At 72.0% G+C, this 12,507-nt stretch carries 12 protein-coding genes and 1 tRNA gene; 6 read left to right on the forward strand and 7 right to left on the reverse strand.

What is annotated here, in order from left to right; genetic code table 11:
- The first annotated feature begins 97 nt into the window (after positions 1–97).
- From ACGF3J_RS01190 to ACGF3J_RS01200, 3 genes are all read left to right on the forward strand, one after another.
- The gene (locus tag ACGF3J_RS01190) at positions 98–844 is read left to right on the forward strand and encodes a helix-turn-helix domain-containing protein (RefSeq protein ID WP_393853346.1); all 747 of its coding nucleotides are present in this window, start codon (positions 98–100) and stop codon (positions 842–844) included.
- Positions 845–981: 137 nt separating this feature from the next.
- Positions 982–2,040: an iron chelate uptake ABC transporter family permease subunit gene (locus ACGF3J_RS01195; protein WP_161331853.1), complete on the forward strand. Its 1,059-nt coding sequence runs from the start codon at positions 982–984 to the stop codon at positions 2,038–2,040.
- On the forward strand, positions 2,037–3,071 hold the full coding sequence (locus ACGF3J_RS01200) for an iron chelate uptake ABC transporter family permease subunit (RefSeq protein ID WP_161331852.1): 1,035 nt from the start codon (positions 2,037–2,039) through the stop codon (positions 3,069–3,071). Before ACGF3J_RS01195 ends, ACGF3J_RS01200 begins: the two co-directional genes overlap by 4 nt.
- Before the next feature lie 72 nt (positions 3,072–3,143).
- Here the strand turns inward: ACGF3J_RS01200 and ACGF3J_RS01205 are convergent.
- The 4 genes from ACGF3J_RS01205 to ACGF3J_RS01220 all read right to left on the reverse strand — a co-directional run bounded on the left by ACGF3J_RS01205 (position 3,144) and on the right by ACGF3J_RS01220 (position 6,034).
- Positions 3,144–3,216, reverse strand: a tRNA-His gene (locus tag ACGF3J_RS01205).
- A 122-nt stretch (positions 3,217–3,338) separates the two neighbouring features.
- Positions 3,339–3,941 (reverse strand): oligoribonuclease, encoded by a 603-nt coding sequence (orn, locus tag ACGF3J_RS01210; RefSeq protein WP_125494475.1) that lies wholly within the window; start codon positions 3,939–3,941, stop codon positions 3,339–3,341.
- Positions 3,942–4,130: 189 nt separating this feature from the next.
- Entirely contained in the window at positions 4,131–5,321 is a 1,191-nt protein-coding gene (locus ACGF3J_RS01215; RefSeq protein WP_393853347.1) for a helix-turn-helix domain-containing protein, read from the reverse strand.
- A gap of 386 nt (positions 5,322–5,707) precedes the next feature.
- On the reverse strand, positions 5,708–6,034 hold the full coding sequence (locus tag ACGF3J_RS01220; RefSeq protein WP_393853348.1) for a hypothetical protein: 327 nt from the start codon (positions 6,032–6,034) through the stop codon (positions 5,708–5,710).
- Between the two features lie 293 nt (positions 6,035–6,327).
- Here ACGF3J_RS01220 and ACGF3J_RS01225 point away from each other — a divergent pair, with 293 nt between their 5' ends.
- A complete protein-coding gene (locus tag ACGF3J_RS01225; protein ID WP_161325907.1) occupies positions 6,328–6,855 on the forward strand; it encodes a universal stress protein in 528 nt (175 codons plus the stop codon).
- 148 nt (positions 6,856–7,003) lie between these two features.
- Positions 7,004–7,573, forward strand: coding sequence for a GPR1/FUN34/YaaH family transporter (locus ACGF3J_RS01230; protein WP_393853349.1), 570 nt, complete (start codon positions 7,004–7,006; stop codon positions 7,571–7,573).
- A 146-nt stretch (positions 7,574–7,719) separates the two neighbouring features.
- On the opposite strand, the gene glmS is transcribed toward ACGF3J_RS01230, so the two are convergent.
- From glmS to ACGF3J_RS01245, 3 genes are all read right to left on the reverse strand, one after another.
- Positions 7,720–9,537, reverse strand: coding sequence for a glutamine--fructose-6-phosphate transaminase (isomerizing) (glmS, locus tag ACGF3J_RS01235; protein WP_161325910.1), 1,818 nt, complete (start codon positions 9,535–9,537; stop codon positions 7,720–7,722).
- Positions 9,538–9,570: 33 nt separating this feature from the next.
- Positions 9,571–9,828, reverse strand: coding sequence for a hypothetical protein (locus ACGF3J_RS01240; protein WP_125495712.1), 258 nt, complete (start codon positions 9,826–9,828; stop codon positions 9,571–9,573).
- A 76-nt stretch (positions 9,829–9,904) separates the two neighbouring features.
- Complete coding sequence (locus ACGF3J_RS01245; protein WP_161325911.1) at positions 9,905–10,786, reverse strand: DUF4429 domain-containing protein; 882 nt, start codon at positions 10,784–10,786, stop codon at positions 9,905–9,907.
- 102 nt (positions 10,787–10,888) lie between these two features.
- On the opposite strand from ACGF3J_RS01245, the gene ACGF3J_RS01250 reads away from it, so the two are divergent.
- The gene (locus ACGF3J_RS01250) at positions 10,889–12,490 is read left to right on the forward strand and encodes a beta-N-acetylhexosaminidase (protein WP_393853350.1); all 1,602 of its coding nucleotides are present in this window, start codon (positions 10,889–10,891) and stop codon (positions 12,488–12,490) included.
- Positions 12,491–12,507 lie beyond the last annotated feature (17 nt).

Here is a 12,507-nt window from a genome sequence, read left to right on the forward strand (position 1 = left end):
TGGTAAGGTGAGCCTAACCTCGCCGGTTCCGGGGTGTCGATCCGTTCACGACATCGCCGGCGACGGACACGACACGTCGCAGGTACGGGAGGCAGGCTTGCCGGTGACATCCCTCGGCACCGTGGTCGCCGAGAACGCCATCCGCTTTCTCGGTCACGACACCCACCAGCACGACGAGCCGCAGCTCATCCACATCGTGACCGGCTCCGCCCTCCTGCTCGCCGACGGCGAGGAGTGGCGGCTCGGCCGGCAGGAGTCCGTGTGGCTCGCGCCCCAAGTGCCGCACGCGCTGCGGATCGAGCCCGGCGGCCTGGCGCTCGGCCCCACCCTCACCCCCGACGACCTGCCCCGACTCCGGGTCCAGCCGCTCGGCGTGGTGCCCGCGATCACCGAGGTGATGACCACCGTGCTGGGCGCCGCGCCGGGCTGCGCGGCCGAGGTCCGGCCGTTCCGCCTGGCGCTCGGGCGGGTGCTGCGGCGCATCTCCCGGCAGTACTTCCCGGTCGTCCTGCCCACCCATCCCGCGGTGCGGGCGCTCGCCCGTGAGGCCCTGTGCGACCACTCCGCGACGCTGGAGCTGCTCGCCGCCCGGCACCGGATGAGCCCACGTCAGGTGCAGCGGGTCTGCCTCGACGAGACCGGGCTGCCCTTCACACGGTGGCGGAACCGGGCCAGGATGAACGCCGCCGTCGAGCACATCCTCGGCGGCGGCGAACTGACGGCGGCGGCCAGGGCGGCCGGCTACGCCACCCGGGCCGGGCTGCTGCGCGCGCTCAGCCGCGAGTCGGGAATCCCGGTATGCGCGCTCACGGCGGACGCGGAGGGTGCGCTCGGCGGACGGTGAGGCGTACTTCGGCACTTCGGAGGTCCGGCATTCCGGAAGCCCGGGAGTTGGGCAGTTCGGCAGTTCGAAAGTCCGGCGGTTCGGAATGCCGGCAGCTCGGCCCCGCCGGTCCGGCGTGGGCTTCTCAAGGAGGATGGATGGCACAGGCGCTGGCGACGAAGGCCGCGCTCCCACCGACCCGTTCGTCGCGTCCCACCGGACGCCGGCTGCTCGGCCTCGGTGCCGCCGTCGCCGTACTGCTCGCGGCGGTGGTGCTGAGCGTCGCGCTCGGCTCGGCGATGCTCCCCCTGGACGTGGTGTGGCAGGCCCTCACCGCGCCCGACGGATCCGCGACCCATGCCACGGTCGCCGACGCCCGGGTCGACCGCACCGTCGTGGGCCTGCTGGTCGGCGCGTCCCTGGGGGTGGCCGGGGCACTCATCCAGGCGCTCACCCGCAACCCGCTGGCCGACCCCGGCATCCTCGGCGTCAACGCGGGCGCGGGCTTCGCCGTCACGTTGGGCGTGGCCGCCTTCGGTGTCACCCGCATCGAGCAGTACCTTCCGCTCGCGTTCGCGGGCGCGGTCGCCGGCGCGGCCTTCGTCTTCCTCGCCGCCAGCGGTGGGCGGGGCGGCCGGGGAGGGCCCGCGCCCCTGCGGCTCACCCTGATCGGCATCGCGTTCACGGCGGTGCTCTCCGGCGTCTCGCAGACCCTCGCGCTGATCGACACGGAGACCTTCGACCGCATGAGGTTCTGGGAGGCGGGCAGCGTCACCGACCGTCCGTCCGGCACGGCCGCGGCGATCGCGCCCTTCGTCCTGGCCGGACTCGTCGTCGCCGTCTGCTGTGCGCGCCCGCTCAACGCGATCGCCCTCGGCGACGACGCCGCGCGGGCCGTCGGCCTGCGGGTGGGGGCGACCCGCTTCGGCGTGGTGGTCGCGGTGACGCTGCTGTGCGGCGCGGCGACGGCCGCGGCCGGCCCGCTGCTGTTCGTCGGCCTCATGGTGCCGCACGCCGTGCGGTGGCTGACCGGCCCCGACTGGCGCTGGATCCTCACCTACTCCGCCGTGCTCGCACCGGCGGTCGTGCTGGTCGCCGACGTACTGGGCCGGCTGGTCGTGACCCCCGCCGAGCTGCCGGTCGGCGTGATGATGCCGATCATCGGTGCGCCGGTACTGGTCTGGCTGGTCCGCGGACGACGGGCGAGGGCGCTGTGAGCGGGGTGTTCGTTCTCCGGGCCGGGCCGCTGAGCCTGCGTCTGACCCGCCGCGCGGTCGTCGTCTGCACGGTGCTGTGGCTGGTGCTGGTCGCGCTGACCCTGTGGGCCTTCACCCTGGGCAGCTACCCGCTGAGCCTGGGCGACCTGACCGACGTACTCACCGGGTCGGCGCGCGGAAGCGTGCGCAAGGTGGTGCTGGAGTGGCGGGCGCCGCGCATCGTCGCCGCCGTCCTGTTCGGCGCCGCCCTCGCGGTGGGCGGCGCCGTCTTCCAGTCCCTCACCCGCAACCCGCTCGGCAGCCCCGACGTGATCGGCCTCACCACCGGCTCGTACACCGGCGTCGTCGTGATGCTGCTGGCGGGGGCGACCAGCTACTCGGCGCTGGCGGCGGGAGCGCTCGCCGGGGGGCTCGTCACCGCGTTCGGCGTGTACCTGCTGGCGTTCAAGCGGGGCGTGCAGGGCTTCCGGCTGATCATCGTGGGCATCGCGGTCGGGGCACTGCTCTCCTCGGTCAACACCTGGTTCCTGGTGAAGGCCGACGTGGACACGGCGCTGCGGGTCGCGGTGTGGGGGGCCGGGTCGCTGAGCAACGTCGACTGGCCGGGCATCGGGACGGCCGCCGTCGTGCTGACGGCGGTGGCCGTGGCGGCACCGGTGGCACAGCGCAGGATGCGGCGGCTCGAACTCGGCGACGACACGGCGGCGATGCTGGGGGTGCCGGTCGAGCGGACCAAGGTGCTGCTGGTCGTCCTCGGGGTGGTCGCGACGGCCGCGGTGACCGCGGTGGCCGGCCCGATCGCCTTCGTCGCGCTGGCGGCCCCGCAGATCGCCCGTCGGCTCACCGGTCACGGCACCTCCGTCGACCTCGCCGGCTCGGCGCTGGTCGGCGCGATCCTGCTGCTCGGCGCCGACCTCGCGGCGCAGCACACGATCCCGGGCGTGCTCCTGCCGACCGGCTCGGTCACCGTGTGCGTCGGGGGCGCCTACCTGCTGGTGCTGCTGGCGAGGGAGAGCCGGCGCGGGATGTGAGGGCGTTCCGGGCGAGGGCCCGGAACGCCGTCGGCCGGTGACCTTCGCGAAGGTCACCGGCCGACGGATCAGGGTGAGTGACGGGACTTGAACCCGCGGCCACCTGGACCACAACCAGGTGCTCTACCAACTGAGCTACACCCACCAAGGCCGGTGCTCGAATCCCGCATGGCGGGGTTTCCCGACCGGCTGAGAAAAAGTGTACAGGGTCCGAAGGGGTGCTCGCGCCCGGCTTTCCGGGCGCCGCTCCCCGGCGTACCGGGGCCCCTACCTGGCCGGTACGACGTGCTTCGCGGCGATCGCCTTGGCGGTGTCGGAGTCCGGTCCGGGCTGCGGGACGAAGACCGCCTCCCGGTAGTAGCGCAGTTCGGCGATGGACTCGCGGATGTCGGCGAGCGCGCGGTGGTTGCCGTTCTTCTCCGGGCTGTTGAAGTACGCCCGCGGGTACCAGCGGCGGGCCAGCTCCTTGATCGACGAGACGTCGACGATCCGGTAGTGCAGGTAGTCCTCGAGCGTGGGCATGTCCCGCAGCAGGAAGCCGCGGTCGGTGCCGACCGAGTTGCCGCACAGGGGGGCCTTGCCGGGCTCCTTCACGTGCTCCCGTACATACGCGAGGACCTGCGCCTCGGCGTCCGCGAGCGTCGTGCCGCCGTCCAGCTCCGCGAGCAGGCCGGACGCGGTGTGCATCTCACGCACCACGTCGGGCATCGTCTCCAGGGCCCGCTCCGGCGGGCGGACGACGATGTCGACGCCCTCGCCGAGGATGTTCAGCTCGGAGTCGGTGACGAGGGCGGCAACCTCGATGAGCGCGTCGTCGGACAGCGAGAGGCCGGTCATCTCGCAGTCGATCCACACCATGCGATCGTTCATGCGGCCACTGTACGGCGGGCGCCTGTTTCTCGGGCCCCCGGCGTCGGTGTGGGCCTCGCTGGGGGCTGCCGCCCCCGGACCCCCGCTTTCGGCCTGGACGGCCTCGTCCTCGAACGCCGGACGGGCTGGATCGACGAACGCCGGACGGGCTGAGCGGCCCGTCCGGCGTTTCGAGTGTCAGGTGTCAGGTCACGACGCGCCGCGCTGGCCCGGGACGCCGGCCGCCGCGGGGACCGGTGCCGCCGTGCGGCGGGTCTGGAACGGGACCGAACTCTCCGGTGACAGGGCGGCCGGTTCGGCCGGGGCGGGCGGCCGGGGGGCTCCCGCGCCGCCCGGATCCGGATCCACCGGACGCTCGCTCTGCGGGCGCCGTGCCCGGTAGGCGGCACGGTAGGCGGCGGGCGAGGACCCCAGCTGGCGGCGGAAGTGACCGCGCAGGGCCACCGGCGAGCGGAAGCCGCAGCGGCCCGCGACCTCGTCCACCGAGTAGTCCGACGTCTCCAGCAGGCGCTGCGCCTGCAGCACCCGCTGGGTGATCAGCCACTGGAGCGGCGCACTGCCGGTCAGCGACCGGAAGCGGCGGTCGAAGGTGCGGCGGCTCATGTAGGCGCGCGCGGCCAGCGTCTCCACGTCGAACTGCTCGTGGAGGTGTTCCAGCGCCCAGGCGACGACCTCGGCGAGCGGGTCGGCGCCGATCTCCTCCGGTAAAGACCTGTCCAGGTAGCGCTCCTGGCCTCCGCTCCGGCGCGGCGGCACCACCAGGCGGCGGGCCAGCGCGCCGGCCGCCTCGTTGCCGTGGTCGGTGCGCACGATGTGCAGGCACAGGTCGATCCCGGCGGCGGTGCCCGCGGACGTCAGCACGTCGCCGTCGTCCACGAACAGCTCGCGCGGGTCCACGTGCACCGACGGATAGCGCTTGGCCAGCGTCGGCGCGTACATCCAGTGCGTGGTCGCGGGGCGGCTGTCCAGCAGGCCGGCCGCCGCCAGCACGAAGGCGCCGGTGCACAGGCCGACGATGCGGGCGCCCTCCTCGTGCGCCCGGCGCAGCGCGTCGAGCGCCTCCTCCGGCGGCGGCGAGGTGATCGACCGCCAGGCCGGCACGACGACGGTGCCCGCGCGTGAGATCGCCTCCAGGCCCTGCGGCGCGGTCAGTTCGAGGCCCCCCGTGGTCCGCAGCGGGCCGTCCTCACCGGCGCACACCAGCAAGCGGTAGCGCGGCACGCCGGCGTCCTGGCGGTCGATCCCGAACACCGACAGCGGTATGGAACTCTCGAAGATGGGGCCGCCGCTGAACAGCAGCACCGCGACGATCTCCTTGCGGCGTCGCCCGGAGAGCTTCCGGACGGTGCTTTCCGGCGCGGCAGTGGAGTCGTGGCTCATACTGCTAAGCCCCCCTCGGTGGTCGCGGCACCCTCTACCCTTCGGGTCTGTCGCTCCAACACGTTTCCCCTCGGTCCTGCACGAGTCCCCCGCCGTAGACAGTCAAGATCGAATCTACTGTGTCCCGTCGCGCCGGGATGGCCGGTTCGGCACTTGGGACATTGTCGACATGGCAACTTGGCGTGAAGCAGTCGATCACGAAGCGTTGCACTCTGGGGCGCCCCAGGGAAGTGCGCCTTGTGTCAGTGGCCAATCCCCATAGGGTGCGCGGGGTCCCCGAGACCCTTTCCGTGCAGGTGGAACGGGGGTTTGGGGGTGGTGAGGGGGGTAGATGAGCCACCCCTGGAAGTTGGCTGAAAAGAAGCGGAACTGTGCGCGGAAACCGGTCAGTCGACCGGTGTGTTTTCCCCAGCGTGCCGTCCGCCCCCGCGCACCCGCGCCGCGGGCCTGCGCCGGCGGCCGCCCCGCCCCGCGCGCTCCCCGCCGCACGGGTGCGCGGCGAGGCGCTCGGACCGTCGCAGCAGCAGACGGCACACGCCGGTGACGGCGGCCAGGCCGAGGGCGGTGCCGGCCGTGCCGGCGAAGGACGCGCCGTACCAGAGGAGCGCGACCGGGACCAGGAAGCAGCTGAACGCCGCCCAGCGGACGAGGTCGGTCACGCCGTCCCGGGAGGGCGCGGACGGAGGCTCGGCGGGGCGGTGCGGTCCGGACACGGGTGCTCCCTGAGGCTGGCGGCATGGAGATCAACGCCCGCGCGGCGCGTCGGTCACGACCGGTCGCCGAACGTTGAATCCTGTGCAAACCGCCTGTACAGGGCAGCAACCATTGCGTTGCGGGCGCCCCTCGGGCATGCTCCGGTGAACCCCGCGGCGGACCCTCCGCGGGATCTGGGCGAAGGAGGCGTGCCGCCGTACCCTTGGGGGTATGGGGTTGGGAAGACAATTCCCGGACACAGCTCAGCCGCCCACTGTTGGCCCCCATAGAGGATAAAAACGCCGAGACAGCCATGGCCGGTCAAGAATTCTTCGAACCCGCGGACCGCAAGCGGCCCGTCGCCGAACCTACGGCGGCCGAGCCCCTGGCGGCCGAAGAGCCACGCCAGTCGTGCGACCCCGCCTTCAAGCACGGGGTCGTGGTCGGCTTCGACGGCTCCACATCCAGTGAGCGTGCCCTCGCGTACGCCATCGGCATGGCATCCCGACTGAGCTCCGGCCTGGTCATCGTGCATGTCGCCAACCGGCTGCCCACCACGGTCTGGGCCGGCTGCGAGCCTCCCGTCTTCGTGGACGTGCCGGACCACCGCACCGAGGTGCTGGGTCTGGAGCTGGCGTGCGCCGACTATCTCGCCGACGTCCCCTGGATCCTGGTCGAGCGCGGCGGCGACATCTGCCACGAACTCGAAGAGGTGGGCCGGGAGTACGAGGCGGACGCCATCGTCGTCGGCTCCAGCCACGGTCTCGTGGGCCGGCTCTTCGGCTCCGTCGCCGGGCGGCTCGCCAAGCGGGCGAAGCGGCCCGTGGTGATCATTCCGTAGCGTCCCGGGTGACTCGGCCGCCCCCGTCGTCCCAGGCGGCCCCCCTGTTCATGCAGCGTGAAGCTACCGACGCGTAGAGGTGTTTGTGCCTTTGTGAAGGGCATATACGTGTCACCGCACAACCGCACATGCATGAAGGGAGCCCGCCGTGGACAACGACGTCTCCGCGGGAAGCACCACCACCACCACCATCGCCGGCCGACTCGCCCTCGGCATCACCCTGCTGGCCTTCGGCCTCGGTCACACCGCCGTGATCGACCAGGTGACGGCGGCGGACGCCGTGACCGTCGCCCAGTACGTCGGCGGCGTCGCGCTCTTCGTCGCCGGTCTGCTCGCACTGCGCGAGAGCGACACCGCCTCCGGCACGGCCTTCACCGTGCTCGGAGCGCTCTGGTTCACCTGGGCCGTCTCCGCCGACAACCAGGTCTCCGCCAACGCGGCGGGCCTCTTCCTGCTCCTGTTCGCGCTCGTCGCCCTCACCCTCACGTTCGCCGGCGGCGACGCGCTCGGGCAGGGGGTGTACGGGCTGCTCTGCGTGTCCCTGCTGCTGCTCGCCGTCGGTTCGTTCGCGGACAGTGCGGCGCTGGGCAAGGCGGGCGGGTGGTTCGCCGTCGGGGCGGGGGTGGTCGCCTGGTACGCGGCGACCGCGGTCCTGGCCCACTGGCCCACGGGTGTCTCGCGACGCGCTGCGGGCCGGGGAGTGACGGCCACCGGTTAGCTGCGCCGGCTGGGGGGTCGGGCGGCTCCCCGGTGATGGGACGGCCCCCCACGTGTTTGGTGGCACACGTGGGGGGCCGTTCGGTTGTGTGGCCCGTGCGGGTGTGTGGGGGTTGCTCGCGCAGTTCCCCGCGCCCCTTCGGGGCGCTACTCGACCGTTACCGACTTCGCCAGGTTCCTCGGCTTGTCGATGTCCCTGCCCAGGGCCAGGGCCGTGTGGTAGGCGAGGAGTTGGAGCGGGATGCCCATCAGGATGGGGTCCAGCTCGTCCTCGTTCTTCGGGACGACGATGGTGTGGTCGGCCTTCTCCTGCTCCTGGTGGGCGACGGCGAGGATCTGGCCGCTGCGGGCCTTGATCTCCTCCATGGCCGCGCGGTTCTTCTCCAGCAGGTCGTCGTCCGGCACGATCGCGACCGTCGGCAGGGCGGGCTCGATCAGGGCGAGCGGGCCGTGCTTCAGCTCGGAGGCCGGGTAGGCCTCGGCGTGGATGTACGAGACCTCCTTGAGCTTCAGCGAGGCCTCACGGGCGACCGGGTAGCCGCGGACGCGGCCGATGAAGAGCATCGAGCGGGCGTCGGCGTACTGCGCGGCCAGCTTCTTGACGTCCTCCTCCTGCTTCAGCATCTCCTCGATCTGCGCGGGCAGCTTGCGCAGCCCCTCGATGATCCGCTTGCCGTCGCGGACCGAGAGGTCGCGGGTGCGGCCCAGGTGCAGGGCGAGCAGCGCGAAGGCGACGCAGGTGTTGGTGAAGCACTTGGTGGAGACGACGCAGACCTCGGGTCCGGCGTGCACGTACATGCCGCCGTCGGCCTCGCGGGCGATCGCCGAGCCGACCACGTTGACGATGCCGAGGACGCGGGCGCCCTTGCGCTTCAGCTCCTGCACGGCGGCCAGCACGTCGTACGTCTCACCGGACTGGGAGACGGCGATGTACAGGGTGTCGGGGTCGACGACCGCGTTGCGGTACCGGAACTCGGAGGCGGGCTCGGCGTCCGCGGGGATGCGGGCCAGCTCCTCGATCATCTGGGCGCCGATCTGGCCCGCGTGGTACGAGGTGCCGCAGCCGAGGATCTTCACGCGGCGCACGGCGCGGGCGTCGCGGGCGTCCAGGTTGAGGCCGCCGAGGTGCACGGTGGAGAAGCGGTCGTCGATCCGGCCGCGCAGCACGCGGTCCACGGCCTCGGCCTGCTCGTGGATCTCCTTGTGCATGTAGGTGTCGTGGCCGCCCATGTCGTAGGAGGCGGCCTCCCACTCCACCGTGGTGGGCTCGGCGGTGGTGCGGGTGCCCTCGGTGGTGTAGGTGCGGAAGTCGTCCGCCTTGAGGGTGGCCATCTCGCCGTCGTCGAGGGTGACTATCTGGCGGGTGTGGGCGACCAGCGCGGCGATGTCCGAGGCGACGAACATCTCCTTCTCGCCGATGCCGAGGACGACGGGGGAGCCGTTGCGGGCGACGACAATGCGCTCGGGGAAGTCGGCGTGCATCACGGCGATGCCGTAGGTGCCCTCGATGACCCGCAGGGTCTCGCGGACCTTGTCCTCCAGCTTCTCGGCCTCGGAGCGGGCGATGAGGTGGACGAGGACCTCGGTGTCGGTCTCGGAGAGGAACTCGACGCCGTCCGCCTCCAGCTTGCGGCGCAGGTCGGCGGCGTTGTCGATGATGCCGTTGTGGACGACGGCGACCTTCTGGTCGGCCGACATGTGCGGGTGGGCGTTCGCGTCGGACGGGGCGCCGTGGGTGGCCCAGCGGGTGTGGGCGATGCCGGTGGTGCCCTTGAAGCGCGCCGGGACCTTGGCCTCCAGGTCGCGGACCCGGCCCTTGGCCTTGACCATCTTCAGGCCGGCCGCCTTCGGGGACGTGACGACGATGCCCGCCGAGTCGTAGCCGCGGTACTCCAGGCGCTGGAGGCCCTCCAGGAGCAGGGGCGCGACGTCACGCTTGCCGATGTATCCGACGATTCCGCACATGTATACGTAAACCTCGTGTTCCTCTTCGGCTTCTCAGCCGTAGACGATGCGGCGCAGCTGACGGAGCGAAAGCTCCGCCGGTGCCACCGCCCGGTATTTCAGCTCCGCCCCGATGCGTTCGAAGATCGTCGCGTTCACCAGGCCCTGGGTCTGGAGTTCGCGGTGGCGGCGACGGACGAATTCCTCGGTCGTCTCGTCGAAGTAGGCGAGCACGTCCTGGACCACGCGCAGCGCCTCGCCCCGGTTCAGGGGGGTGGACCGCGTCAGATGATCAACGAGTTCGTCGTGCACCCGGTAGATCCTGGAGTACGGGACACGGTTATGCAAGAATCCTGCCCGATTTCGGGCAGGAGTCGGCGGGGGCCGGTCAGAAGCGCTTCAGTACCGCCTGCTTGGCCAGGTTGAACTCCTCGTCCGTCAGGACCCCGGAGCGATGCAGCTCACCCAGCTCCCGCAGTCGGCGCAGCAGCGCGTCGTGGTCGTCCTCGGCTGCGGGGGCCGGGGCGGGCGCGTCCCCGGACGGGAGGGCCTTCTCCGGGGCGGCGGGGGCGGCCGGGTGCGGGAGGCGGGCCTGCACGGCAGCGGCGACCAGAGCCATCAGCGGGTCCTTCTTGAACCCCCACAGCTCCACCGCGTTCGGGTCGTACTTGGGTGGCACCTTGCTCGGCGCGCCCCGCACGGTGAACCGGAGGTGGCCGTTCTCCATCCCCACCTCCGGCTGCCACTCCACCGAGAGGATGTCGCCGAGGGGGAGGGTGCGCGGACCCCCGGCCGACTTGGCGTCCTCCGCCTGCCACTTCCACTCCAGGCGCACCCGCTCGCCGTCGAAGCTCGCGATGCCGTCCCCGGCCGACACCGACAGCGGGACGGCGGGGCCCGGCAGCAGATACGCGTCCACCGGGCCGGACGGAACCTGGTCCAGGAGCAGTGCGTTGCGGACCTCGTCCACGAAGTACTCGGCCACGCCGTACCGGTCGGACTCCACGAGGAGCTGGTACGGGTCGTGCGGCTCGGTCAGCCGGCCGCCCGTCGCGTGCAGCAGCGGGTCGGCGCCGTCCCGCAGGCGCAGCCGCAGCCGGCCGGACTTGCGGCCCTGCTCGAACGATATGCCCGCCAACGCCGAGAGCGGGACGAGCAGTTCACCCAACTCCCGGCGCAGCAGGGCGACGCTCTTGTCGCGTCCAGGAGTCAGCCGCAGCGAGTCGCCGTCGAAGACCCACGTTCCGTCCTTCTGGATGATTTCCGCCATGCGCGGATTGTTTCATCGCTTCTGTGGGCGGCGATGGTGCGGGAGAGTGGTCCACACCCGCCCCCAACCCCCGTACCGCACACCCGCGAAGGGAGCGCGCACGTGAGAGCTCATCGACGGCACCACCGAACGACTCCCCGCACCAGCCGGCTGCTGGGATCGCTGCTTCTGGTGGTGACGGCCTGCGCCGTCACCACCGGCGCGGCACCCGCGCACAAGACGGCCGCGACCCCCCTGGACCGGGTGATCCCGGCCCCCGCCTCGGTCGACCCGGGCGGCGCCCCGTACCGCATCACCCGCTCCACCCACATCCGCGTCGACGACTCGCGCGAGGCCCGCCGCGTCGGCGACTACCTGGCCGGTGTTCTGCGGCCGTCCACCGGCTACCGGCTGCCCGTCACCTCCCACGGCCACGGCGGCATCCAGCTGCGCCTGGCCAAGGGCTCCTACGGCGACGAGGGCTACCGCCTCGACAGCGGCCGCTCCGGCGTCACCATCACCGCCCGCGCGGCGTCCGGCCTTTTCCACGGCGTCCAGACCCTCCGTCAGCTCCTGCCCGCCGCCGTCGAGAAGGACTCCGTGCAGCCCGGCCCCTGGCTGGTGGCCGGCGGCACCGTCGAGGACACCCCCCGCTACGGCTGGCGCGCCGCCATGCTGGACGTCTCCCGGCACTTCTTCACCGTCGACGAGGTGAAGCAGTACATCGACCGCGTCGCCCTCTACAAGTACAACAAGCTCCACCTGCACCTCAGCGACGACCAGGGCTGGCGCATCGCCATCGACTCCTGGCCGCGCCTGGCGACGTACGGCGGCTCCACCGAGGTCGGCGGCGGCCCCGGCGGCTACTACACCAAGGACGACTACAAGGAGATCCTGCGCTACGCCGCCTCCCGTCACCTGGAGGTCGTGCCCGAGATCGACATGCCGGGCCACACCAACGCGGCCCTCGCCTCCTACGCCGAGCTGAACTGCGACGGTGTCGCCCCGCCGCTGTACACCGGCACCCAGGTCGGCTTCAGCTCGCTGTGCGTCGGCAAGGAGGTCACGTACGACTTCGTCGACGACGTCCTGCGCGAGCTGGCCGCGCTCACCCCGGGCCGCTACCTCCACATCGGCGGCGACGAGGCGCACTCCACGCCGCACGAGGACTTCGTCGCCTTCATGAAGCGGGTGCAGCCGATCGTCGCGAAGTACGGCAAGACGGTCGTCGGCTGGCACCAGCTGGCGAGCGCCGAACCGGTCGAGGGCGCGCTCGTCCAGTACTGGGGCCTGGACCGCACCAGTGACGCGGAGAAGGCCCAGGTCGCCGAGGCCGCGCGGAACGGGATCGGGCTGATCCTGTCCCCGGCCGACCGGACGTACCTGGACATGAAGTACACCAAGGACACGCCGCTGGGTCTGTCCTGGGCGGGCTACGTCGAGGTGCAGCGGTCCTACGACTGGGATCCGGCCGCCTACCTGCCGGGCGCCCCCGCCTCCGCGGTCCGCGGTGTCGAGGCGCCGCTGTGGACGGAGACCCTCTCCGACCCGGAGCAGCTGGAGTTCATGGCCTTCCCGAGGCTGCCGGGCGTCGCCGAGCTGGGCTGGTCCCCGGCGTCGACGCACGACTGGGACACCTACAAGGTGCGGCTGGCCGCGCAGGCTCCGCGCTGGGAGGCGATGGGGATCGACTACTACCGCTCTCCGCAGGTCCCCTGGACCTGACCCGGCCTGACCGGAAC

The sequence above is a fragment of the Streptomyces sp. NPDC048171 genome, from assembly GCF_043202655.1.
In the GTDB taxonomy this organism is placed as follows: domain Bacteria; phylum Actinomycetota; class Actinomycetes; order Streptomycetales; family Streptomycetaceae; genus Streptomyces.

Coding starts and splice junctions, on each gene's coding strand:
- ACGF3J_RS01195 (WP_161331853.1), top strand. CDS start 982: ATGGCACAGGCGCTGGCGACGAAGGCCGCGCTCCCACCGACCCGTTCG.
- orn (WP_125494475.1), bottom strand. CDS start 3,941: ATGAACGATCGCATGGTGTGGATCGACTGCGAGATGACCGGCCTCTCG.
- ACGF3J_RS01215 (WP_393853347.1), bottom strand. CDS start 5,321: ATGAGCCACGACTCCACTGCCGCGCCGGAAAGCACCGTCCGGAAGCTC.
- ACGF3J_RS01225 (WP_161325907.1), top strand. CDS start 6,328: ATGGCCGGTCAAGAATTCTTCGAACCCGCGGACCGCAAGCGGCCCGTC.
- glmS (WP_161325910.1), bottom strand. CDS start 9,537: ATGTGCGGAATCGTCGGATACATCGGCAAGCGTGACGTCGCGCCCCTG.
- ACGF3J_RS01245 (WP_161325911.1), bottom strand. CDS start 10,786: ATGGCGGAAATCATCCAGAAGGACGGAACGTGGGTCTTCGACGGCGAC.